The following is a 24,017-nucleotide window of genomic DNA, read 5'->3' as shown; positions in this document are numbered from 1 at the left end:
GCTCCCGGTTGCCTAGCGGTCGCCCATGCCCCAGACGGTGCGCGCCCGGCGCAGATCGAGAATCCCGGGCGCACCGATGTCCGTGGCCTGTACCGCCATTCTGGCACGCAACTCCGCGATGTCGACCGGCCCCGGCGTATGACCCGTCGCTTCGAAACGCCTGTTGCGCCGGGATTGCGCCACCATCGAATTCACCGGCGGCCCCGCATAGAACATGCCGCCCGGATGACTGACGTGATAGCTGCAACCACCACGGGACAGGCCCGTCTCCAGGTCGACCACATCGAACACCAGCGGCGCGTCCACCGTGATGGTCGGATGCAGGGACTCCGGCGGCTGCCACGCCCGATACCGGACACCCGCCACCTGCACATCCGCCCGGCCCGCCGGGATCAACGGCAGCGGGAAACCATTGCAGGTCAGCGCATAGCGGCCCCGATCGGCGCCGACCACTCGCACCTGCAACCGCTCCACCGACGAATCCACATAGCGGGCCGTACCGGCGACCGTGGTCTGTTCGCCCAAGGTGTTCCACGGCTCTATCGCGCCGCGCAGTTCCACTTCCATATCCCCGAGTACCACCGTGCCGAACCGCGGAAAACGGAATTCGAAGAACGGATCGAGCCAGCTGATATCGAATTCGATACCGTGCGAGTGCAGATCGGCCGCCACATCGGCGATATCGGCCTGCAGGAAATGCGGCAGCAGATACCGGCCGTGCAGATTCGCGCCGTGCCGCAGCAGCGGCGCGGTGTACGGCTGCTCCCAGAACCGCAGCACCAGCGCCCGCACCAGCAGCGACTGCACCATGGCCATACGGAAATGCGGCGGCATCTCGAACCCACGCAACTCGGCCAGACCGAGCCGGCCGCGCACCGAATCCGGGCTGTACAGCTTGTCGATACAGAACTCGGCACGATGGGTATTGCCGGTGAGATCGGTGAGCAGATGCCGCAGCGCGCGATCGACCACCCACGGCGGGGCGGGCTGTCCGGCTGCGGGAGCGCCGCCTTCACCGGAGTCGCGATGGCTCAATCGCGCGATCTCGGCGAAGGCGATCTCCAACTCGTACAGGACATCCTCGCGGCCCTCGTCGACGCGCGGCGCCTGCGAGGTCGGGCCGATGAAGCGGCCCGAGAACAGATACGAGAGCGCCGGATGCCGCTGCCAATACGTGAGCAGGGAAACCAGCAGGTCCGGGCGGCGCAGCAGCGGCGAACGCGCCGGCGTGCGGCCACCCAGCGTGATGTGATTGCCACCGCCGGTACCGCGGTCGGTGCCGTCCACATCGAAGGATTCCGTGCTCAACCGGGCCAGCCTGGCCTGCTCGTACAGGGTCTCCAGCAAGCGCGACTGCTCGGCGAAGGTCGAGGTCGGCTGAACGTTCACCTCGATCACGCCCGGATCCGGAGTGATCGAGAGCGAATGGAGCCTGCCATCGACCGGCGGCGCATAACCCTCCAGCACGACCGGCTGCCCGGCCGCCACCACCGCCTCCTCCACCCGGCGCACCAGATCGCAGAAGGCGCCGAATTCCTCGACGGGAGGCAGGAATACGAACAGGCGGCCCGCGCGAACCTCCGCGACCAGCGCGGTGATCGGCGCCCGCGCCGCCGACTCCACTATCGCGGGCGGCTCCTCGGGAGCCAGCGGCAGGCGCGGGGCGAACGGGTCGGCCTCGGGACGCGGCGGCGGCGCATTCCAGGCGATCGAACGCAACGGCAACCGCAATCCGGCCGGAGAATCACCCTCCGTCAATACGATTCGCCCGCGCCGCAGCCGCCAGTCCGCACTGGCCCACCCGGCCTCATCGGCACGCCGATACAACGACAGCACAAAGGCGGCCGGCTCACCGACGGCGGCATCCAGCCTGGCGAGCAGTTCCTTGCGCGCCTGCGCCGAATCCTCCCCCGGCACCAGATCCTCTCGCGGATCGACCGGTTCCCCATAGGGCACAGCCACTTTCGCCGCCGTCCGCAACAACGAATCCTCATAGGCGGCCCGAACCTGACCATCCGGCAGCCCCAGCCCCCGGGCAATATGGCTGAGCACCGCCCGCGCCGTCTCCGACTCCGCCGGCGTGACAACGGATTCCGCCGATATCACCCCCGACGCCGATCGCGGCAAAGTAGCGACCGCCGCCACGCTCCCATCGTCCGGACGCCCCCGGCGCTCACCCACGACACCCATGCGCTGCGTCCCGGACACACCGCTCGCGCGTTCGTCGATCCCGTTGATCCGCTGCCGCAGCTCGCCTTCCGCACCCGTCTCGTCGCCAGGCCCGGCATCGCCGGGAAGCGCACTGTCGCTGCGGCCTTTCGTACCGCCGCTCCCATACTGGTCCGCCAGGGCCTCAGCGAGATCCGACTGGTCCGTCTTACCCGCCCGGCGCCGCTCACCCGCAAGATGCGCCCGCCGCTGCTCCTCGGCAGCCTTCGCGCGACGCTTACCGGAAGCAGCCGCAATCGACCCCGCATCCATCCTCTCGCGCGGCCCGCCGTGCTCCTCGGCCCCGACCGAATCACCCATGCTGAACTCATCGCCAACTTCGATAGCGCTGCCGGTATCGATCGCGTCGCCCGCGTCCAGAGCCTCGCCGGGGTCTACCACCTCAGCGGAGTCAATCGCGTCGCCCACGGCCATCGCACCACTTGCGTCGATCGCATCGCTCGGGTCGATCACGTCGCCCGGGTCGATCACGTCGCCCGGGTCGATCACGTCGGCCGAGTCGATCACGTTCGTCGAGTCCACCGCGTCGCCGAGGTTCACCGCGTCGGCCGAGTCCACCGCGCGGCCCGAGTGCATCGTGGCGCCAGAGCCCTTCGAATCACTCACGGCCTTCGCGCCACCGGTGTCCACCGCGCCGCCCGGGTCCGCCGCATCGCCACCGGCCATCGCGGCGCCCGTGTCGATTACGTTGTGCACGTTCGTCCGGTGGCCGCTGCCGATCTCGTCGAACCGGGCGGGCGGGGTTGGGGGGTGGTCGGTCGGGGGGAGCCAGGGGTCGTCGAGGAATTCGGGGTGGCGCCAGAGGGGTTCGTCGTCGGCGCGCCAGAGGAGGGCTATTTCCCAGCGGGGCAGTGGTTCTCCCGGATACCACTTGCCCTGGCGGTATTGGGCGAGGCCGGTGGGGGCGTAGATGCGGCGGAGGCGCTGGGCCAGGTCGGCGGCGCGTTCACGCTTTTGGGGGCCGTCGGCTTCGGTGTTCCATTCGGGGGCGGTCTGATCGTCGATCGAGACGAAAGTGGGTTCGCCGCCGATCGTCAGGTCGATGCCGGCGGACCGGGTGCGCGCATCGATATCGGCGCCGGCGGCGGTGATGTGCTCCCACTGAATATCGGTGTAGGGCAGGGTTACTCGGGGATCCTCGTGGATGCGGCGGACCGTGTTGGAGAAGTCGAGGGTCGCGTTCACCGGATCGGTGGCGCCGGTGATGGGCGCGGAGGAGACCGGGTGCGGGGTCGCGGCGAGCGGGATATGCCCTTCGCCGGCGAACAGGCCGGAGGTGGGGTCCAGGCCGACCCAGCCCGCGCCGGGGAGATACACCTCGGTCCAGGCGTGCAGGTCGGTGAAGTCGGCGGGCGGGCCGGACGGGCCGTCCAGAGACGGTACGTCCTGGGCCAATTGGATGAGATAGCCGGAGACGAAGCGGGCGGCCAGCCCGAACTCGCGCAGGATCGAAACCAGCAGCCACGCCGAATCCCGGCAGGACCCCAGCGCGGCGCCCAATGTGTGATCGGGCGCCTGCACACCCGGCTCCATCCGGACGGTGTACCCGACATCCTGCCGCAGCGCCTGATTCAGGTCGATGAGGAAGTCGATGGTGCGCGGCCGGCCCTGGGGCGCATGCTCACGCACCCAGTCGCGCACCGACGCGCCGGGCCCGGAACCGGTTTCGTTCTCGTCCACCGGTCGCAGGTACGGCTCCAGATCGGCGGCCAGCTGCGGGGAGTACGTGAACGGAAAGTGTTCCGCGGCCTCCTCCACGAAGAAGTCGAACGGATTGATGGCGTCCATATCCGCGATCAATCCGACCACGATGGACAGTTCCGTCGCCGGCTCGTTGAAGACCAAGCGCGCCAGGAAATTACCGAACGCGTCCTGCTGCCAGTTCACCCAATGGTCGCCCGGGGACACCCGCAGGGAATACGCCTCGATGGTGGTCCGGGTATGCGGCGCGGGCCGCAGCCGGACCACGTGCGGATGGATACGCACGGGGCGGTCGAAGGTGTAGGAGGTGCGATGTTCGAGGGAAACCTTGATTCCCATTACTCCAGTGCACCACGCAGACGGGCACCGCGGTGCGGTATTTCCCGACAGCGCGGGCGACACGCGGTGACCTCCCACAGTTGTCACACCCAGGTGATAGGACCGTAAAGACGATTGGAGGAGTTGCATGAGCACCTGCTCGCTCTGCGAAGCGGCCCTCGATCACTGCCACGGCACGCTGATCGTGCACGCCGCCCGCGCGGCGGAATGCACCGATCCCGCCTGCATCGTGCCGGATCGGCTGCGGCACACCTGGATCGCCGATTGCTCGGATGTAGCCGGGGGGTGCGAGTGCCTCGACCTCGGGGCGGACACTAGCCTGGCCGGGTGAGCTACGACCACGTATTGCTACCCGCCGGCGCCGTTTCCACCGCCACCGAGGTGGACGGTTTCCTGACCGCCCAGGACGGGCAACCGGTGGCGGCGGCCATTGCCGAGATCGCGGCCGAACTCGACAAGCGCAATGCCGAACTGCCGGAAGCGGACAGCTTCCTCGCCGTCGGCCCGGTCGCCGATTCCGCGCTCGGGCAGGCGTTGTTCGTGTCGAGTCCGTACGACGCCATCGGGCATGTGCGCGGACTGCTCTTCGAGCTCGCGACGCCGCGCGGCTACGCGGTCTACGATCCGCAGCTGTCCTGGCTGATCGATCCGGACGGGTCCGTGCCGCTCGCCGTCACCCACGGCGGGGCGGGTGAATTCCCTTATCTAACAAAGAGCCTCGTGGAGCTGTGGATTCCCGAACTCGGGGCGCCCGGACCGTATTTGATCGCGGATCGTGGAGATCAGTTCTATATCCAGACCTACCGGCACGAGGACGGGCATTATGACCTCGAATATCGGGACGGGTCACCGGAAAAGCATTTCGCGGCGGTCACGGATGACGCACGAATTGTGTCGCAGCTCATTTGGGATTGGGCGAACGACGATCGGTCACGATTCGACACGCTGAAATGGGAAAAACTCGGCTTTTGATATGCGGGACGTAGTATTCGGTTTATGAAGCTACGCCCGAAGTTGAGCACCCCGGTGTTACGCAAGGGTTTGGCCGTTGTCGCGGGACTGGCAGCCACATTCGCCATTGCTGTGGCATTGCACGCCAGCGGCGCCGGCGCGGAAATACCCCGGAACAGCCAGCACATTCCCTGCCCACAGCCGGCGGCGCTACCCGCACCGCCGACCTGGACCTAAAACGAGGGTCAGAGCGCTCGGCGACCGGAAAGCGCACGTCCGAGGGTCAATTCGTCGGCGAATTCGAGGTCGCCGCCCATCGGCAGGCCGCTGGCCAGGCGAGTCACGCTGAGGCCGGGGAAATCCCGGAGCATGCGGACCAGATAGGTGGCCGTCGCCTCACCCTCGGTATTGGGGTCGGTGGCGATGATGACCTCGGTGACATCGACGCCGTCATCCTGATTTCCGATGCGGGTCAGCAATTCCCGGATGCGCAGCTGATCCGGGCCGATGCCCGACAATGGATCCAGCGCGCCGCCGAGCACGTGATAGCGGCCGCGGAATTCCCGTGTGCGCTCGATGGCCTGCACATCCTTGGGCTCCTCGACCACACAGATCATGCTGCGGTCGCGACGCGGATCCGAGCAGATCCGGCACAATTCGCCGTCCGAGACCGTGCCGCAGACGGCGCAGAACCGCACCCCGTCCCGCACCTTCTGCAGGGCCGCCTGGAGCCGATCGATCTCCGGCGGCTCCACCGAAAGCAGATGAAAGGCGATGCGCTGTGCGCTCTTCGGGCCGACGCCCGGCAGTTTGCCCAGCTCGTCGATGAGATCCTGTACCGGACCCTCGTACACCTGCCCCTACCCTCAGAAACCGGGGAGCGCGCCGCCGCCGAGGCCGCCCGCGAGCGGTCCCAGACGTTCCGCGGCCAGCGCCTGCGCATTGTTCATGGCGTCATTGAGCGCACCGATCACCAGATCCTGCAGCGTCTCCACATCCTCGGGATCCACCACCTTGGGATCGATGGTCAGCGACAGCACCTCACCCGTGGCACGGATCTTGGCGCGCACCAGACCGCCGCCCGCCTCGCCGTCCACCTCGGACTCCGCGATCTCCTGCTGCGCGGCCATGACGGCCTGCTGCATCTGCTGGGCCTGGGCCATCAACTGCTGGATATCGAACTCTCCACCGGGCTGCACGGGGATTCCTCTCTGCGGGGACGATTACCGACCAGCCTAGTCGCCGCCGCCCACGGCGTTTCTTGACTCTCCCGTCACTGGAGAGTGTTCGCTTAGGGCATGACGGCAACCGTTCCCATCGGTGAGTTCTCCCGGCTCACGTACCTCACGGTGAAGACGCTGCGGTACTACCACGAGGTCGAACTGCTGGAACCGGTCTCGGTGGACCCGAGCTCCGGCTACCGGTTCTACTCGACCGATCAGGTGGATCAGGCGCATCTGATCCGGCGGCTGCGGGAACTCAACATGCCGCTGCCGGAGATCCGGGAGGTGCTGCGCGCACCCAGCCAAGCGGCGCGGGATGCGGCATTGCGGGCGCATCTGGACCGGATGGAAGCCGAACTCACCCGCACGCGGGATGTGGTGGCGTCGCTGAAGGCACTGCTGTTGCCGTCGCACCGCATCAGCGTCGAATACCGTTCCATCCCGAGCCATCCCGTGCTGGCGATCAGCGATGTGGTGACCCGGAACGCGATCGAGGTCTGGTGCGAGAGCAGTTTCGGCACGCTGTACGAGACGCTCGCCGCCGCGAATATCGCGCCCGCGGGGCCCGGCGGGGCCAGCTACGCGTCCGGGTTCTTCGAGGACGACACGGGTGAGGTGGTCGCCTTCGTGCCGATCGACGAACGCCACCGGGAACGCTTCGGCACTTCCGTGATCGACCTGCCCGCCCGCCGCTTCGCCATCGCGGTGCATGCGGGCCCGTTCACCGATTTCGACCGCACCTACGGCGCCCTGGGCAGCCATGTGGCCGAACACGACACCGCGCTCGCGGAACCGATCCGCGAGCGCTACCTGGTCGGACCCGGCGATGCCGAGCCGGCCGACTACCGCACCGAGGTCTGCTGGCCGATCGGCCGGCTCTGAAAGGGATACGACATGGCACTCGACATCGCCAACATCACCTTCGATTGCGCGGATGCCGCCGAGCTGGCCGGCTTCTGGGCGCAGCTACTGGAACGCCCGGTGGATCCGGAGGCGAATGCCTTCTTCGCCACCGTCGGCCGCGGCGGGAACGGCCCGACGCTCATGTTCATTCAGGTCGGGGACAAGACCCCGGGCAAGAACGTCGTGCACCTGGATCTGCACACCGATGATCTGCCCGGTCAGCGGGAACGCGCGGTTGCCCTCGGCGCCAAGCACATCGGCGACTTCGACGAATACGGCGTCGTGTGGACGACATTCGCCGATCCGGAGGGCAACCTCTTCGATATCGCTGGTGACTAGCCCAGCGGCTTAAGCGAGTTCCTTCTTGAGGTTCTCCAGCACCTCGGCCTGGATCTTCTATGCCGGCTCGTCAGCCAACTGGCTTGGTTACGGGCCTCCAACAGCGGCCCAAGGGCTAGGCCAGCTCCCGCTTCAAGTTCTGCAGCACCTCGGCCTGGATCTTCTTCAGGCCGAGGGGGGCGAAGATGCCTTCGAAGATGCCGCCGATGCCGCCGGCGCCCTTCCAGCTGGTGCGCACGGTGACGAGGGAGCCGCTGCCGGAGGGGGTGACGGTCCAGGTGGTGACCATGGAGGAGTTCGAATCGCGTTCCGTCACCATGGAATCGGAGACGGTGACGGCGGCGCGCACATTGCGGGAGCGCTTCTCGGTGGCCTGCAGCGTCCATTCGGCAACCGTGCCGGCGCCCTTGCCGCCCTCGACCACCTTGTAGTCGCGGTAGTGCGGGGAGAGGATGCGCGGGCGCACCGTCTCGTAGTCCGCGATCGCTTCGAGGGTGCGCTTCGGATCGGCCGTGACGACGATCGAACTGGAGGCGCTGACCTGTCCCACCATGTGCTCCTTACTGATTGCACGGGCTTCCCTGTTGCCGCCCGGTCATGCTACGCCCGATTTCGGGCTCTCCGGATCAGTCGGTATCCGGTTTCACACCTGGTCGAATGTGGAATGGCGGCGGCGCAACGGTCATCAAACCGTTAGCTAACGTAACAATCGTCACGATTCGGGCGGGAATAACCACGAAGCGCGGCTGGTAGCACCCTTCGACTGGTATGCAAACTATGAGTGAAAACCCGCCCCGCCGGGGTTCCCCTGCTGGCCGTACCGGTCGGTGCACGATAGGTTTCCGAGGTGGCAGTGAGTCTGTTGGGGAAGGCCGGCCGCGCACCGGCCGCACAGGAATCAGGGTTCGCCGCGCACCGAGCCGGAGTCGACCGCCTCCTGGCCTCGTACCGCGCCATCCCACGGGATGCCAACGTGCGATTGGCCAAGAAGACCTCGAATCTGTTCCGTGCGCGCGCCAAGAACCCCGCACCCGGACTGGACGTGTCCGGATTGACGCAGGTCATCAAGGTCGACCCCGGAGCGCGCACCGCCGACGTGGCGGGCATGACCACCTACGAGGACCTGGTCGCCACCACCCTCCGCTACGGGCTGGCGCCGCTGGTGGTGCCGCAGCTCAAGACCATCACCCTGGGCGGTGCGGTCACCGGGCTGGGCATCGAATCCACCTCGTTCCGCAACGGCCTGCCGCACGAGTCGGTGCTGGAGATCGACGTGCTGACCGGCGCCGGTGAGATCATCACCGCCACCCGCGACGGCGCGCACTCGGACCTGTTCCGCGGCTTCCCCAACTCCTACGGCACGCTCGGCTACTCCACCCGGCTGAAGATCGAGCTCGAAACCGTACAGCCCTATGTCGCCTTGCGGCACATACGTTTTCACGATCTGCGCGAGCTCGAGGCCACTATGGCCCGGATCATCGCCGACCGCGCCTACGCGGGCGAGCAGGTCGACTACCTCGACGGCGTGGTGTTCACCGCCGACGAGAGCTACCTGACGGTGGGACGGCAGACCGACGAGCCGGGACCGGTCAGCGACTACACCGACGAGAACATCTTCTACCGGTCGATCCAGCACGATTCGAAGGAACCGAAGCGGGACCGGCTCACCATCGCGGACTACCTGTGGCGCTGGGATACCGATTGGTTCTGGTGCTCACGGGCTTTCGGCGCACAGAATCCGAGCATCCGGCGGTTCTGGCCGAAACAGTATCTGCGCAGCAGCTTCTACTGGAAGCTGATCGCGCTGGATCACAAGTACCACATCGGCGACAAACTGGAGGCCCGCAAGGGCAATCCGCCGCAGGAACGGGTCGTGCAGGACGTCGAGGTGCCCATCGAGCGCACCGCCGATTTCCTGGAGTGGTTCCTGCGCGAGATTCCGATCGAGCCGATCTGGTTGTGCCCGTTGCGATTGCGCGACACCGGCGGGGAGCGGCCGTGGCCGCTGTATCCGCTGGAACCGGACCGCACGTATGTGAACGTCGGTTTCTGGTCGGCCGTGCCGACCGTCCCGGGACAGGGCGAGGGCGTGGCGAACCGCGCCATCGAACTGCAGGTCTCCAAACTGGACGGTCACAAATCGCTGTATTCGGACGCGTACTACGGCAAGGATGAATTCGCCGACCTGTACTACGGCGGCGACACCTACGCCGAGCTCAAGCAACACTACGACCCGGACTCTCGCTTACTGGATCTGTATTCGAAGGCGGTGCAACGCAAGTGACCACGTTCAAAGATCGTTCCGACGTATTCACAGAACTCGGAACAAAACTCAGCATTGCCGAGATCTTCGAGACCCTCATCGACGGGCCCGTGCCGCTCAAGATCACCGCATATGACGGCAGCACAACCGGACCCCAGGACTCGGATTTCGGCCTGGAGATCAAGACGCCGCGCGGCGTCAACTACATCGCCACCGCACCCGGCGATCTCGGTATGGCCCGCGCCTACATCGCCGGCGACCTGACCGCGCACGGCGTCCACCCCGGCGACCCGTACGAACTGCTGAAGGCCATGGCGGGCATGAAGTTCCGCCGCCCCACCGCCCTGCAGCTCGTGGTCATCGCGCGCTCGCTCGGCTGGGACCTGCTCAAGCCGGTCGCGCCGCCGCCGCAGGAGGCCATGCCGCGCTGGCGCCGCATCGCCCTGGAAGGGCTGCGGCACAGCAAGACTCGCGACGCCGAGGCCATCCACCACCACTACGACGTATCCAACACGTTCTACGAATACGTGCTGGGCCCGTCCATGACCTACACCTGCGCCGCCTACGGGGACACCGACTGGACCCTGGAAGAGGCCCAGGAGAACAAGTACCGCCTGGTCTTCGAGAAGCTGAACCTGAAGGCCGGCGACCGCCTGCTCGACATCGGCTGCGGCTGGGGCGGCATGGTGCGGTTCGCCGCCAAGCGCGGCGTCAAGGTCATCGGCGCCACCCTCTCGGCCGAACAGGCCGAATGGGCGCAGGCCAAGATCGCCGAGGAAGGGCTCGCCGAGCTCGCCGAGGTCCGCCACTCCGACTACCGCGACATCCGCGAGAGCGGCTTCGACGCGGTGTCCTCCATCGGGCTCACCGAGCACATCGGCGTCGCCAACTACCCGGCCTACTTCGAGTTCATCAAGTCGAAGCTGAAGGTCGGCGGGCTGTTCCTCAACCACTCCATCACCCGGCCGGACAACACGCGAATCACCAAGGCGGGCGACTTCATCGACCGCTACGTGTTCCCCGACGGTGAGCTGGCCGGGTCCGGCCGCATCATCAGCGAGGCCCAGAACGTGGGCCTCGAGGTGATGCACGAGGAGAACCTGCGCTACCACTACGCGCTCACCCTCGCCGAATGGTGCGACAACCTGGTCAAGAACTGGGACGCCGCCGTCGACGAGGTCGGCGAGGGCACCGCCAAGGTGTGGGGCCTGTACATGGCCGGCTGCCAGCTCGGCTTCGAACGCAATGTCGTTCAGCTGCACCAGGTGCTGGGCGTCAAGCTCGGCCCGGACAGCGCCTGGACGGTGCCGCTGCGGCCTTGGTGGAACGCATAACAACCCCTGAAACCCGAATAAGCAAGGCGGCGGCGCGGATTCCCTTCCGCGCCGCCGCCTTTATGTCGTCCCTGAGCCCTGAATCAGGACGACATGCCCTGCACCGGGATGCCGAGCCGGGCGGTCATCCACGGGAGCGAAGAGGTGAATGCCGCCGCGGCGAACTGCCAGGTGTGGCCGCCTTCGGTGGTGTGGACCGTGCAGTTGATATTGACCTTCTGGCCTTCGGCGCACAGGGATTCGGCCGCGCCGACCTCACCGGTGTCACCGAAGCCGTCCCGGCCGCCCATGCCGACGGTGCTCTCGCTCGGCTGGGCCTGCTGCAGCATCTTCTTCACGTTCGGGTCGGAGATCATCTTCTTCTGCCACGCGGGCGGAGTCAGATCGTCGAAGAGGCCGACCGTGTCCGTGTACGGGCCGTGCTTCTGCATGACGGTGGTGGGGTCGTAGCTGGCCCACGCCGCCTCGCTACCGCCGAAGAGGCGGGCGACGGTCTGCTGCTTGTTGCCGGCGTCGGGGCCCAGATCGCCCGCGATGTCCACGAAGGTGCCGAACAGGTCCGGATGCATGACCGCCAGATCCACCGCGCAGGTGCCGCCCATGGACCAGCCGACGATGCCCCACTTGGCCGGGTCCGAGGACGCGCCGAAGGTGGACTCGACGTACGAAGGCACATCCTTGGTGAGATGGTCGGCGGCGTCGCCGCGCGGGCCGTTCACGCATTCGGTGTCATTGTTGAAGCTGCCGCCGGAGTCGACGAACACCATGATGGGCGCCTGACCGTTGTTGGACTTCGCGAAGTTGTCCACGGTCGGCATGATCTGACCGCTGCGCACCCAGTCCGCGGGAGTGTTGAACTCGCCGCCGATCATCATGATCACCGGCAGCGTGGGCGGGTTGGCGCCCTGGAACCAGGCCGGCGGCAGGTACACGTACTCGGTGCGGTGATTGAAGTGGCTGCCCGACTCCGGGATGTCCACCGGCACGATCCTGCCGGTATCCACATTCGTGTTCCGCAGCGAGGTCAGCGAGGCCAGGCTGGTCTGATGCGGCAGCGGTTCGGCCGTCAGCGCGTCCCACGCGGCATTCGCGGTCGGGTAGTAGCCGACCCACTGGTTCAGCACCACACCGACGTTCAGCAGCGCCACCGGCACGGCCAGGATGGCCGCCGTACGCTGCCACCAGCGTCCGGTGCGGATACCGAGCACGGCGGCGGCCAGTACCGCGCCGGCCATGCCGATGGTGATCCACAAGAGGACCGGCGCCGGATCCGACGCGAGGCCTTGGTTATTGGTGTAGATCCAGGACGCCCAGGCAATTCCGACCGCGATCACCAGACAGATCGGCACCCACAGCAGCCACCAGCGCCGGGTGAACCGCGCGAAGGCCACGATCAGCAGGAAAACCGCCACGAAGGTGATGACCTGCGGCAGCCAGCCGTGAAGTAGCGAAATGCCATGGTGGAAGCCCGGGTACCCGACCTGGGTCTGCGCAGGCATTTGAGGTGCCGGTGGCACCACGGGAGGAGATTGCAGCATCGACGTCACAGGCACGTCGGCGATTCTCGACACCAATCCTCGAGAAACCCTGTGAATAAGCTCCATGCCGGCTGGTTACGTAATACAACGGCAACATCCACGTAGCCGACCGGACCCTCGGGCCGGCGGATCGGACGTGCGCCCAGCATAGTCCCGCCGCCGTCCCGGCGCTGGTCAAAGCAGCGATTCGAGGAAAGCGCGCGGTGCCTCGTCCTCCCCGGGCCCCCCGGCGCCCAGCGGCATCTCGTGGCGCAGTGTTCGCAGAATGTTCAGCACCCCTGGACCAGCGTCCAACAGCGGCCGCCGCCAGCCCAATTCGGCACAACGCACCACCACCGGCGACAGCGTGCCGATCGACTCACCCAGCCAGCCCGCCGCCGACAGGCACTCCGCCAGCAGCAAGGCGGAATCGAGTTCGGCCCGCGGCCGATGCTGCTCGCGAATGCGGCCGAACAGCGCCCGCGCCCGCTTCACCGCGGTGTCATCGGTGCCCAGCGGCGCGAGATCGTCGTAACCGCGATCGTCACCGCGGTAATGCCGCGCCAGCAGCGCCCGGATGGTGGCTATCTCCTCGGCCTCCGCCGCCAGCGCCGCCGCACCCGTCGCATGCCGCTGCGCCCGCACCATGGGATCGGTGACCAGCCCGGCGGTCAGCGCATCGGACGGCAGGCCCAGCCGCAGGCGTTCGGCCCGCACGTGCGCGGCCAGCCGGGTCAGCTTGCGCTCCGCGGCGATCCGCGCCCCCTCGTCCAGGCGGGCGCCCGCGGTCTCCAGATCGCCGTGCACCGCCTTCACCCGCGCACCCGTGACGAAGATGGTCACCAGGAAATCGACCGGGCCCACGCGGGCCGTCATATCGTGACTCTGATCCAGCAGCGCCTCCGCGGTATCCAGGTCACCGCGACGATAGGCCACCTCGCCGAGCAGCGCCGCCGCCACCCGCACCGAATGCGAGCGCGACCCCGCACGATCCCGGGCCGTCTGCCACGCCTGCTCGAAATATCGCGTGGCGGCCGCTATCTCGAGCTGCTCGTAGGCGGCCGCGCCCTGGGCACACAACCCGAACACCTCGCCCAGCGGATCCGCCGACCGCTGGTGATACGGCGCGGCCCACTCCTGCATCTCCCGCGCGCCCTCGAAATCGAACTCGCACAACCGCACGAACGACGTCAGATTCGCGGCGGTCGACACCGTCCACGCCGGCAGCTCATCGGCCAGCCGCAGACAGTCGGTGAGGCGATCCAGCACCCCCTCGGTGCGATCCCGCGCCACCTGATCGGCGGCCGCCAGCACCGCGGCCTGACAGCGCTGGTTCACCGCCTCGGCATCGGTCGGCGAACTACGGGCCAGCATGTTCGACAACCGGCCCAGCGCGCTGCGGGCCGCACCCGACTGCTGCAGGTTCACATTCGCGCGCGCCAGCGCCATCAATAACTTGGAGCGCGAAGCCACCTGCTGCACCGGCAGTTTCGACACCGTCCCGAACAATGTCGCCAGCCGGGACCGGTCGATGAGATCCATGCCACCGTTCTCGACCAGGTCCAGCGCGTATTTGAAATCGGTGGCGGCCAGCGCGTGATCCACCGACTGCCGGATCTGCTGATGTTCGGCGAACCACCGGGAGGCCTTGCGGTGCAGGGCCTTCAGCTGCGCGGGCTGCGCGCGATCCAGCCGGGCGCGCAGATGCTCGGCCACCATGGGCTGCATCCGATACCAGCTGGATTCGTCGGAAGTCCGGTGCACGAACAGTTCTCGCTGCTCGGCCTGGTCCAGCAGTTCCGCCGCCTCACGGTCGCCGGTGAGGGCTTCGGCCAATGAGGCGTTCACCCGTTCGGGCACCGCGATGGCGGTCAGGAAGTCCAGCATCCGCGGTTCCAGCCCGTCCAGCACGTTCTCGGCCAGGTATTCGCGAATCGCCTTGTTGTCACCGGAGAGTCGCGCGATCAGCTTCTCCGCGTCGTGATCGGATGCGCGCAGCGACAACCCGGCCAGCTGGATCGCGGCGGGCCAGCCGTCGGTGGCGGTGTGAATCTGCTCCACCTGCTGATCGGTCAGCGCCAGGCCCATCCGGTCCACCAGGATCTGCCGGGTCTCCGCCGCGGTCAGGCGCAATGGGGCGGAACCGATCTCCACCAGCTCGTCGGCCACCTGCATGCGGCTCAACGGCAGGCCCGCCCGTTCCCGGCTGGTGATCACGAAACGCAAATGGTGGCAGCAGTTGTCGAGGAGGGACTCCATCACCCGATGCGCCCCGGAATCGGTGATGCGATGCCAATCGTCGACCACCACCACGATGCTCTTGTCCCCCGCGTGCACCTCGTCGATGAGCGCGGTCACCGCGTACGGGACCGCCTCGGCGGGCCGCTCCTCCAATATCTGTTCCAGCCCGGCGCCGAGCTCCGGCCGCACCCGCCGGATGGCGGCGATGATGTGGGCGAGCAGCCACACCTCGTTGTCGTCGTCGTGATCGATGGCGATCCAGGCGACCGCCGTTCCGCGATCGGTCAGTTCGGCACACCACTGCGCCGCGAGGGTGCTCTTGCCGAAGCCCGCCGGACCGTGGATCACGGCCAGCCGGCGTTTCCCGCCGTACCGCAGCGTATCCAGCAGTCGCGGCCGCGGCACCGGCTCGCGGGCCGGGCTGGGTGGCTGGAATTTCGTTGTGGCCGTGGGCGGCAGCGTATTGCCCGGCGGCTGGAGCGCGGCGCTCGGTGACACCGGCGAGCGGAAGGTCAGCGAGCGGGTGCGCGGCCTGTTCGCTATGGTGCGCCGCGAATTGTGCTGCGACACAGTGATGTCCATCTGGCCCCCGACGGGATCGGCGGCCAGCAGCGCCATTTCGTCCGGCACCTGCCCGTGCTCGCTCTGCACGGCGCGCAGCAGCTCACCGAACTCCACCGCCGATTCCGGGCGATCCCGCGGCTCCGGCGCCATGGCGGCCTCGATGGCGCCGGCCACGTCGGGCGGAATCTCCAGCTCCCGCAGATCCGGCACCGGCTGGCTGGTGATGCGCAGGAACTGCGCGACGATCTTCTCCCCCGACTGCCGCTCGAAGGCCGCATGACCGGTCAGCAGCGCGAACAAGGTCGAGCCGAGACCGTACACATCCGAGCGCACGGTCGGCTCGTCACCCTTGAGCACCTCCGGCGCGGTGAACGCCGGAGAGCCCGTGATGAGGCTGGTCGAGGTGCGGAATCCGCCTGGGATGCGGGCGATTCCGAAATCCGTGAGCTGCGGCTCCCCGTACCGGCTGAGCAGCACGTTCGCCGGTTTCACATCCCGGTGCAGGACCTGGGCGCGGTGCGCGGTCTCGATGGCGCCCGCCAGCTTGACCCCGACCCGCAGGGAATCCGCCCAGGTCAGTGGGCCGTTCTCGCGGACCAGCTGTTCCAGCGAGCCGTGCGTGGCATACGGCATCACGATGTAGGGCCGCCCGCTGGGCGTCACATCCACCTGCAGGATGTCCACGATGTTCGGATGCCCGGAGAGCCGGCCCATGGCGTGTTCCTCGCGCAGGAACCGTTCGCGGCTTTCGTCGTCTATCTCGGTGGACAGCACCTTCACCGCGACGATGCGGTCCAGAACCCTTTGGGCACAGCGGTACACGACCCCGAACCCGCCCCGCCCGATCTCCTCCGCCTCGACGAGGCCCATGGCCTCGAGCTCGTCGATGATCCGCACCGGAAGGTAGGTCTGGGTGGAGTCTTCGGGAGGGGTCGAATCGTTCCGGGAATCTCCCGGACGCGCCTGTGGACTCATCTCCCACCACCTCGCACTGAAACGAGCGCGTGCTCACGCTTCATCCGCGCATATTTCAAACGTAGCGCGGCAGATAGCAGCCTGGGGAGATTTCGACAAGGTACAAAAGCGGCAACCGGTCCGGATGACATCCAGGCCCGAAACGGGTACGGCCCGGACCGCGAGGAACGCGATCCGGGCCGAACCGAAACATCGGGACTGTGGCGCAAATGCGCCCGCAGCTCCCTTACTTACGCAGCGAGGCCGGAACCTCGAAGCGCTCGCCGAACTTCGCGGCCAGCTCGTCGGCACGGGCCACGAAGGCCTCCTGCCCGCCCGGGTAGCCCACGATGAACTGGTGGGTGCCACCGGTCCAGGCCGGGAAACCGATGCCGAAGATCGAGCCGATGTTGGCGTCGGCGGTCGACGTCAGCACGTTCTCGTCGAAGCACTTCTGGGTCTCGATGGCCTCCGCGAACAGCATGCGGTCCTTCAGGTCCTGCAGCGAGACGCCCGCGGGCAGCTCGGTGGAGGTCTTGAAGGTGGAGCGCAGCTCCGACCACAGGCCGGTGGCCTTGCCGTCGGCGTAGTCGTAGAAGCCGGCGCCGCCCGCCTTGCCCTTGCGGTCGAACTCGCCCACCATCTTGTCGAGGATCTTCGCGGTCTCGCCCGAGGCGGCGTCGATCGAACCGCCGGCGGCGGTGATCGCCTCGGCGGTCTCCTTGTAGATCTTCTGCATGGTGGTGAAGTTCAGCTCGTCCGACAGCTTCAGCGGCGCCGCCGGGTAGCCCGCCTGCAGACCGGCCTGCTCGATGGTCTGCGGGTCGATGCCCTCACCGAGCATCATGATGGCCTCGTTGATGAACTTGCCGATCACGCGCGAGGTGTAGAAGCCGCGGCTGTCGTTGACCACGATCGGGGTCTTGCGGATCGCGAGGGTGTAGTCGTACACCCGGGCCAGCGCCTCGTCGGAGGTCTTCTCACCCTTGATGATCTCGACCAGCGGCATCTTGTCGACCGGGGAGAAGAAGTGGATGCCGATGAAGTCCTCGGTCCGCTTCACGCCGTTGGCCAGCAGGGTGATGGGCAGGGTCGAGGTGTTGGAACCGAGCAGCGCGTCGGCGTCCACGATGTCCTCGATCTCGCCGAAGACCTTCGCCTTGAGCTCCGGGTTCTCGAACACGGCCTCGATCACGAAGTCGACGCCCGCGAAGTCCTCGGGATCGGCGGTCGGGTGGATCTTGGCCAGCAGCGCGGCCGACTTCTCCGCGGTGGTCTTGCCGCGCGAGAGCGCCTTCTCCTCGAGCTTCTCCGAGTAGTTCTTGCCCTTCTCGGCCGCCTCGATGGTGACGTCCTTCAGCACGACCTCGAAGCCGGCCTTGGCGGAGACGTACGCGATGCCCGCGCCCATCATGCCCGCGCCCAGCACGCCGATCTTCTTGATCTCACGCTTCGGCACATCCTTCGGGCGGGAGCCGCCGTTGTTGATGTGCTGCAGGTCGAAGAAGAACGCCTGGATCATGTTCTTCGCGACCGGGCCGGTCAGCAGCGAGACGAAGTAGCGGGACTCGATCAGCGACGCATTGTCGAAATCGACCTGCGCGCCCTCGACCGCGGCCGCCATGATGGCCTTGGGGGCCGGCATGTTCTGGCCCTTGAGCTGCTTGCGCAGGTTGGCCGGGAAGGCCGGGAGGTTGGCGGCCAGGGCCGGGGTGGTGGGGGTGCCGCCCGGGATCTTGTAGCCCTTGACGTCCCACGGCTGCACGCCGCCCTCGGGGTTGGCCTTGATCCACGCCTTGGCGGCCGGGACCAGCTCCTCGACCGAAGCCACGACCTCGTGGATCAGGCCGGTGGCCTTCGCCTTCTGCGCGGTGAACTTGTTGCCCTGCAGCAGCACACCCATCAGGCCGTTCGCGATGCCGAGCAGGCGGGTGATGCGGGTGACGCCGCCACCGGCGGGGAGCAGGCCGAGGGAGACCTCGGGCAGGCCCAGCTGCACGGCCTTGATGTCGGCCGCGATGCGGTGGTGGGTGGCCAGGGTGATCTCCAGGCCACCGCCCAGGGCAGCGCCGTTGATGGCCGAAACCACCGGCTTGCCAAGGGTTTCCAGGCGACGCAGGTCGCTCTTGATGAAGGTGAGCTCTTCCATGATGGCCGCGGCGTCCGCCGGGGTGGTCTGCATCATGTTCTTGAGGTCGCCGCCGGCGAAGAAGGTCTTCTTCGCGGAGGTGATGACGACACCGGTGATGTCGTCCTTCTCGGCCACCAGGCGGTCCACAGTGGCTCGCATGGAGTCCTTGTAGAGCTGGTTCATGGTGTTGGCGCCCTGGTTCGGGTCATCCATGGTCAGCACGACGATACCGTCGGCGTCCTTGTCCCAGCCGATCATGTTCTCGGTCATTGTTTTTGAGTCTCCTGATGACGAAAGTCGGTGGGCGTCAGACGCGCTCGATGATGGTGGCGACACCCATGCCGCCGCCGATGCACAGGGTGACCAGCGCGTACCGCGCGTTGCGGCGGTGCAGCTCGTCGATCATGGTGCCGGTGATCATGGCGCCGGTGGCGCCCAGCGGGTGACCCAGAGCGATGGCGCCGCCATTGACGTTCAGCTTCTCGTCGGGGATCTGCAGATCCTTCTGGAACTTCAGCACGACGGAGGCGAAGGCCTCGTTGATCTCGAACAGGTCGATGTCGTCGACGGTCAGGCCCGCCTTGGCGAGCGCCTTGTGCGCGGCCGGGGTCGGACCGGTCAGCATGATGGTGGCGTCGGCGCCGGAGGTGGCGGTCGCGACAACGCGGGCGCGCGGGGTCAGACCCGAAGCGGCGCCGGCCTCTTCGGAGCCGACCAGCACCAGCGCGGCGCCGTCGACGATGCCGGAGGAGTTACCGCCGGTGTGCACGTGGTCGATCTTCTCGACGTAGGTGTAGCGCTGCTGGGCGACGGCGTCGAAACCGCCCATGTCGCCGATGCCGGCGAAGGCCGGGTTCAGCTTGCCCAGGTCGGCGGCGGTGGTGCCGCGGCGCAGGTGCTCGTCGTTGTCCAGGATGGTCAGGCCGTTGATGTCCTTGACCGGGACGACCGAGCGGGAGAAGTAACCGTTGTCCCAGGACTTGGCGGCCAGGTCCTGCGAGCGCACGGCGTAGGCGTCCACGTCGTCGCGGGTGAAGCCCTCGATGGTGGCGATCAGGTCGGCCGAAATGCCCTGCGGCACAATGTAAGCGTTGTAGCTGGTCCACGGATCCATGAACATGGCGCCGCCGTCGGAGCCCATCGGCACGCGGGACATGGACTCGACGCCACCGGCCAGGACCAGGTCGTCGAAGCCGGAGCGGACCTTCTGGGCGGCCAGGTTGACGGCCTCCAGGCCGGAGGCGCAGAAGCGGTTGATCTGAACGCCGCCGACGGTGTCGGGCAGACCCGCGGTGAGAACGGTGGTACGGGCGATATCGGCACCCTGATCACCAACCGGCGAGACGACGCCGAGGATGATGTCCGAGATGCGGTCCTCGTCCAGGTTCGGGAACCGGTTACGCAGCTCCGCGACCAGACCGGTGGTCAGGTCGATCGGCTTGACCGAGTGCAGCGAGCCCTTCCGGTTACGGCCGCGCGGAGTGCGGATGGCCTCGTAAATGTAGGCCTCAGTGGTCATATCCGAGTTGTCCTCTCTTAAGGTGCGCCGACACCGCGTTGTGCGGAGCGGCCGCTCGTAACCTCGCCGGCCAGTCCGGAGACCGGCCGTCCTGACGCTGTACAAACAGCGTCACGAGCAGGCTTGTTGACGCTCCGGTAGTCCCTTTGCCTGGGCATACCTTAGAACCTCGCGAAACCGATACTCACGGCCACCCGATCATAGTACCGCCGGATGCGAACTCCGGTTAACTTAATGTGCCTCACAGGGGAACTGTCAACCCTCCAGAGGTGTGGCCCCCAACTCCGACCGCAGCAGATCCAACGCCACCTCATCGGGGTCGCGGCGCTCGCCGGGGGGCACCGGGAGCGACGATTCCTTCAGCATCTCCTCTTCCTCCTCCGGCGTAGTCGCAGGTGGGACGCCGTCATAACCTACTGGCGAGTAGTCGGTAGGCCCGGGGTCATCCGGAAGGTCCGGCCCGTCGGGTAGCGGAATATCGTCCTCCGGCGGCGCGAACCGGTCACTCGACCCATTCCCCCCGGCCCACGGATCCGCCTCGGGCGCGGCCACCCCGCCGCCCGCGCTCGCGCTCTTCCGCACAATGGCGACTCCACCCGCCGAACCACTATCCGCGACGGCGGGTGCGATCACTGCCGCCCCGGCGGTGCTCGCACCGGCGGTAGGCGTCGTCCCCCAATCGTCCGCACCCATGGCGGTCGCTGCCGCCGGCCCCGCCGCCGTGGCGGTCTTGGCCTGGCTGGGCCGCGAGAACTTCGGCGCGGTCTTCTTCTCCGCGGTCTTCGCCCCCGCCGGAGCCGTCCCGCCCCCACCCGCCGGCGGCGCGGCGGCGGCCTGCGGCGCACCCCCGACTTCCCACTTCACATCGTGTTCGCGCCCCAGCACGGCCTTGACGGCCGACCGCACCGCATCCAGGTTCTTCGGCTGCGAAAGCCGCTGCGCCAACGGCGCATGCTGATGCGCGAAGACAATCGTCTCCCCCTCCACCCGCACCACCGAGGCCCCCGACAACAAGGCCTGCACCGCAGCACCGAACTCCCGCACCTTGGCCCGAATATCAGCCCAGGCAGCCTCGATCTCCCGCAACACATCCTCGCTCCCACCCACGGGAGAGACAGCCGCAGCACCGGATTCGGGCACCTCGCCCGCGCCGGATACGTCGACCTGCTCGAATTCCGCTGCCGCAGCCTCAGAATCAACCCCACCGGAGGCTTCGAACGCCATGGCGGCAGGAGCTGTGGCGGCAACGCGCTGCTGAGAACCAGCCTCCGTCGGCTCCGAGATCGCCGCAGCCTCATCCGCGCCTTCAACGGAAGCTCGCTGGGCCGCCGCGCGTTCGGCGGGATGGGCAGGTGCAGCGGCAGCATCGACCGCGCCGGAAACCTCCTGCGCGACCGGTTCATCGGGCGCAGAGATCGGAAGGGCCACCTCGCTCTGCCCTGCCGGATCGGACAGTTCGGCAACGGGCTGAGCCTCGGAGCCCTGCCCCGGCGCGGCTACTGTCGCCGCTTGCGCGGCGGATTCCGGCTGCGCGCCGGGAGATTCGGCCACCGGAACGCGCACCGCATTCATCTCGGGCGGCCGGACCGCCGCCGGCCGCGCGGTATCCCCGGCATCGGGCACGCTGTCGTCCCGCGCTTCCGCCGCCACGGCGGTGTCACCACCACGCGAATCAGCCTGCGATACAGCATCTTCCGCAGTAGACGCAGGCGCCGACGGGGCGCTTGCTGCGGCCGGCGCGGGCTCGGCAGCGGCAGCCCGGACCGCAGGCGCCGCCACCGCGTCCGGCTGGGGTACAGCCGCCTGAACAGGCCGCTCGGCGGCGGGGGCCGCAGCCTGCGCCGGAGGAGCGGCGATCGGAGCGGAAGGCGTTTGCGCCGAACCAACTACGTCCGCTGCCATGGCAGCAGCCGCCGAGTCCTGGGCGGACGCCGTCTGCGACTGAGCAGCGGGCGCCGTGGCAGGGGCAGGAGCAGTCGGGGCCTGAGCGGCGGGTTGCGCCGTCGGGGCCGAAGGCGTTTGCACCGGGGCCGACGCGGCAGGCGCTACCGCTGGGGCCTGGGCGGGAAGCGCCGCGGCTGGGGTGGGAGTGGTTGGGGTGCCGGTCTTTTCGGCGCGCAGGGCTGCGAGGGCCTCGGCGCCACGGCGGCGTGAGGGGCCGCCGGCCGCGGGAGCCGGGGGGCTCGACGGCTGGGCGGCCGGCGAATCCGTGGGACGCGGCGCGGCGGAGTCCGCCGGGCGGGCGGGGGGCGCGGCCGGGGCGGCGGGGAGGGCGCCGCCGGCGAGGCGGCGTTCGAGGGTTTCGAGGCGTTGGAGAGTGGCGGTTTCGGTGTCGGTGGCCGCGGGGAGGAGCATGCGGGCGGCGATTACCTCGAGGAGGAGGCGGGGGTTGGTGGCGCCGCGCATATCGCCGAGGCCCTCGTGGAGGAGTTCGGCGTGGCGGGCGAGGGTGGCCGGGCCGAGGGAGGCGGCTTGGGCGCGCATGCGCTCGATGACGTCGCCGGGGCCGGTGACCAGGTTGCGGTCGGTGGCGTCGGGGACGGCGCGCAGGAGGATGAGGTCGCGGAGGCGCTCGAGGAGGTCGGTGGCGAAGCGGCGGGGGTCGTGGCCCGCCTCGACCACGCGGTCGATGGTGCCGAAAAGGGCTGCGCCGTCGCCGGTTGCGAGGGATCCGACCGCGTCATCGATGAGGGCCACGTCGGTGACGCCGAGGAGGGAGACCGCGCGGGGGTAGGTGACGCCGTCGGGGCCGGCGCCCGCGAGCAGCTGGTCGAGGACGCTGAGGCTGTCGCGCGGAGAGCCGCCGCCGGCGCGAATCACCAAGGGATAGACCGATTCCTCGACCTGGACGCCCTCTTGGTCGCAGATCTTGCCGAGCAGGCCGCGCATGGTGGCGGGCGGCAGCAGCCGGAAGGGGTAGTGGTGGGTGCGGGACCGGATGGTCGGGAGGACCTTGTCCGGTTCGGTGGTGGCGAACACGAAGATGAGGTGGGCGGGCGGCTCCTCGACGATCTTGAGCAGCGCGTTGAAGCCCGCGGTGGTCACCATGTGCGCCTCGTCGACGATGAAGACGCGGTAGCGCGACTCGGCGGGCGCGTAGAAGGCGCGGTCACGCAGTTCGCGGGTGTCGTCGACGCCACCGTGGCTGGCGGCGTCGAGTTCGATGACGTCGAGGTTGCCGGACCCGCCCGGGCCGAGGGCCACACAGGACGAGCACACGCCGCACGGTGTGGAGGTCGGGCCCTGCACACAGTTCAGCGAGCGCGCGAGGATGCGCGCGGAGGACGTCTTGCCGCATCCGCGCGGACCCGAGAACAGGTATGCATGACTGATCCGGCCGGTATCGAGTGCGGTGCTCAGGGGTTCGGTGACGTGCTCCTGCCCCACCACTTCAGCGAATGTTGCCGGTCGGTATTTCCGGTACAGAGCCACGGCAGAAGGGTACCGGGAGCTGCCGACAGTCCGACGCCGCGCTACGACTCCAGAGCCGTCAGCTATGTGATGTAGATCACATGCAATCTCCGCGCCTGTTCGATACCGACCGGACCGAACTCAAGGCCCGGGAATTGTCTCAGCAAATTCTTAGCGTGATTCTCGCGAGCCCTACCCGGACGCCGTCTCCAGCCAAGATCACCATTTACTGACGCGCGTTCGGTTTCAACTCCGCATTGCGGACATAACGATCCCATCAATCGATAGCGCAAGATCGCAATCGTTTGGCTAACGTGGACCTCGGCAACTTCGGTAGCCAAACCTTCATCAGGTTGGTGGCCCCGGCCGGTCCCTCATCCCGACCGGGGCACAACCAA

The 24,017-nt window shown here is 67.7% G+C and carries 16 protein-coding genes; 7 read left to right on the top strand and 9 right to left on the bottom strand.

Going from position 1 to position 24,017, the window contains the following annotated elements; all coding sequences use genetic code 11:
• Positions 1–12: 12 nt before the first annotated feature.
• Positions 13–4,269 (bottom strand): transglutaminase family protein, encoded by a 4,257-nt coding sequence (locus ACIP5Y_RS33960; protein ID WP_400356445.1) that lies wholly within the window; start codon positions 4,267–4,269, stop codon positions 13–15.
• A gap of 127 nt (positions 4,270–4,396) precedes the next feature.
• Between ACIP5Y_RS33960 and ACIP5Y_RS33955 the strand changes: the two genes are divergently transcribed.
• From ACIP5Y_RS33955 to ACIP5Y_RS33945, 3 genes are read left to right on the top strand one after another with little or no spacing between them, the layout of a single operon-like run.
• Positions 4,397–4,600, top strand: a complete 204-nt coding sequence (locus ACIP5Y_RS33955; protein ID WP_397005668.1) for a hypothetical protein — start codon at positions 4,397–4,399, stop codon at positions 4,598–4,600.
• On the top strand, positions 4,597–5,241 hold the full coding sequence (locus ACIP5Y_RS33950) for a hypothetical protein (RefSeq protein WP_400356442.1): 645 nt from the start codon (positions 4,597–4,599) through the stop codon (positions 5,239–5,241). Before ACIP5Y_RS33955 ends, ACIP5Y_RS33950 begins: the two co-directional genes overlap by 4 nt.
• Before the next feature lie 24 nt (positions 5,242–5,265).
• Positions 5,266–5,457, top strand: a complete 192-nt coding sequence (locus ACIP5Y_RS33945) for a hypothetical protein (protein ID WP_400356440.1) — start codon at positions 5,266–5,268, stop codon at positions 5,455–5,457.
• Between the two features lie 8 nt (positions 5,458–5,465).
• Here the strand turns inward: ACIP5Y_RS33945 and recR are convergent, their stop codons facing one another.
• Positions 5,466–6,074, bottom strand: a complete 609-nt coding sequence (gene recR / locus ACIP5Y_RS33940) for a recombination mediator RecR (RefSeq protein WP_397005672.1) — start codon at positions 6,072–6,074, stop codon at positions 5,466–5,468.
• A gap of 12 nt (positions 6,075–6,086) precedes the next feature.
• Positions 6,087–6,419: a YbaB/EbfC family nucleoid-associated protein gene (locus ACIP5Y_RS33935; protein ID WP_400356438.1), complete on the bottom strand. Its 333-nt coding sequence runs from the start codon at positions 6,417–6,419 to the stop codon at positions 6,087–6,089.
• 99 nt (positions 6,420–6,518) lie between these two features.
• Here ACIP5Y_RS33935 and ACIP5Y_RS33930 point away from each other — a divergent pair, with 99 nt between their 5' ends.
• Together ACIP5Y_RS33930 and ACIP5Y_RS33925 are read left to right on the top strand one after the other, a co-directional pair.
• Positions 6,519–7,325, top strand: a complete 807-nt coding sequence (locus ACIP5Y_RS33930) for a MerR family transcriptional regulator (RefSeq protein ID WP_400356436.1) — start codon at positions 6,519–6,521, stop codon at positions 7,323–7,325.
• 12 nt (positions 7,326–7,337) lie between these two features.
• On the top strand, positions 7,338–7,685 hold the full coding sequence (locus tag ACIP5Y_RS33925) for a VOC family protein (RefSeq protein WP_400356434.1): 348 nt from the start codon (positions 7,338–7,340) through the stop codon (positions 7,683–7,685).
• A gap of 115 nt (positions 7,686–7,800) precedes the next feature.
• On the opposite strand, the gene ACIP5Y_RS33920 is transcribed toward ACIP5Y_RS33925, so the two are convergent.
• Entirely contained in the window at positions 7,801–8,235 is a 435-nt protein-coding gene (locus ACIP5Y_RS33920; protein WP_400356930.1) for an SRPBCC family protein, read from the bottom strand.
• Between the two features lie 303 nt (positions 8,236–8,538).
• Here ACIP5Y_RS33920 and ACIP5Y_RS33915 point away from each other — a divergent pair, with 303 nt between their 5' ends.
• Entirely contained in the window at positions 8,539–9,969 is a 1,431-nt protein-coding gene (locus ACIP5Y_RS33915) for an FAD-binding oxidoreductase (RefSeq protein WP_400356929.1), read from the top strand.
• Positions 9,966–11,282 (top strand): class I SAM-dependent methyltransferase, encoded by a 1,317-nt coding sequence (locus ACIP5Y_RS33910; protein ID WP_400356432.1) that lies wholly within the window; start codon positions 9,966–9,968, stop codon positions 11,280–11,282. The genes ACIP5Y_RS33915 and ACIP5Y_RS33910 overlap by 4 nt, the downstream gene beginning before the upstream one ends.
• Positions 11,283–11,365: 83 nt before the next feature.
• On the opposite strand, the gene ACIP5Y_RS33905 is transcribed toward ACIP5Y_RS33910, so the two are convergent.
• From ACIP5Y_RS33905 to ACIP5Y_RS33885, 5 genes are all read right to left on the bottom strand, one after another.
• The gene (locus ACIP5Y_RS33905; protein ID WP_400356430.1) at positions 11,366–12,781 is read right to left on the bottom strand and encodes an alpha/beta hydrolase-fold protein; all 1,416 of its coding nucleotides are present in this window, start codon (positions 12,779–12,781) and stop codon (positions 11,366–11,368) included.
• A gap of 213 nt (positions 12,782–12,994) precedes the next feature.
• Entirely contained in the window at positions 12,995–16,579 is a 3,585-nt protein-coding gene (locus tag ACIP5Y_RS33900; RefSeq protein WP_400356428.1) for a protein kinase, read from the bottom strand.
• A 226-nt stretch (positions 16,580–16,805) separates the two neighbouring features.
• Positions 16,806–18,959, bottom strand: coding sequence for a 3-hydroxyacyl-CoA dehydrogenase NAD-binding domain-containing protein (locus ACIP5Y_RS33895; RefSeq protein ID WP_400356426.1), 2,154 nt, complete (start codon positions 18,957–18,959; stop codon positions 16,806–16,808).
• Between the two features lie 37 nt (positions 18,960–18,996).
• Positions 18,997–20,208, bottom strand: a complete 1,212-nt coding sequence (locus ACIP5Y_RS33890; protein WP_400356424.1) for an acetyl-CoA C-acetyltransferase — start codon at positions 20,206–20,208, stop codon at positions 18,997–18,999.
• Positions 20,209–20,463: 255 nt separating this feature from the next.
• Positions 20,464–23,640, bottom strand: a complete 3,177-nt coding sequence (locus ACIP5Y_RS33885) for a DNA polymerase III subunit gamma and tau (protein WP_400356422.1) — start codon at positions 23,638–23,640, stop codon at positions 20,464–20,466.
• Positions 23,641–24,017 lie beyond the last annotated feature (377 nt).

The organism is Nocardia sp. NPDC088792 (genome assembly GCF_044750615.1).
Classification (GTDB): domain Bacteria; phylum Actinomycetota; class Actinomycetes; order Mycobacteriales; family Mycobacteriaceae; genus Nocardia.
Note: the sequence above shows the minus strand (reverse complement) of the source record. Positions and strands in the feature narration are given on the sequence as shown.

Excerpts from the sequence above, each read along its gene's own strand:
- ACIP5Y_RS33895 (WP_400356426.1), bottom strand. The coding sequence starts at position 18,959 with ATGACCGAGAACATGATCGGCTGGGACAAGGACGCCGACGGTATCGTC.
- ACIP5Y_RS33945 (WP_400356440.1), top strand. The coding sequence starts at position 5,266 with ATGAAGCTACGCCCGAAGTTGAGCACCCCGGTGTTACGCAAGGGTTTG.
- ACIP5Y_RS33900 (WP_400356428.1), bottom strand. The coding sequence starts at position 16,579 with ATGAGTCCACAGGCGCGTCCGGGAGATTCCCGGAACGATTCGACCCCT.
- ACIP5Y_RS33925 (WP_400356434.1), top strand. The coding sequence starts at position 7,338 with ATGGCACTCGACATCGCCAACATCACCTTCGATTGCGCGGATGCCGCC.
- ACIP5Y_RS33890 (WP_400356424.1), bottom strand. The coding sequence starts at position 20,208 with ATGACCACTGAGGCCTACATTTACGAGGCCATCCGCACTCCGCGCGGC.
- ACIP5Y_RS33930 (WP_400356436.1), top strand. The coding sequence starts at position 6,519 with ATGACGGCAACCGTTCCCATCGGTGAGTTCTCCCGGCTCACGTACCTC.
- ACIP5Y_RS33960 (WP_400356445.1), bottom strand. The coding sequence starts at position 4,269 with ATGGGAATCAAGGTTTCCCTCGAACATCGCACCTCCTACACCTTCGAC.
- ACIP5Y_RS33905 (WP_400356430.1), bottom strand. The coding sequence starts at position 12,781 with ATGCCTGCGCAGACCCAGGTCGGGTACCCGGGCTTCCACCATGGCATT.
- ACIP5Y_RS33955 (WP_397005668.1), top strand. The coding sequence starts at position 4,397 with ATGAGCACCTGCTCGCTCTGCGAAGCGGCCCTCGATCACTGCCACGGC.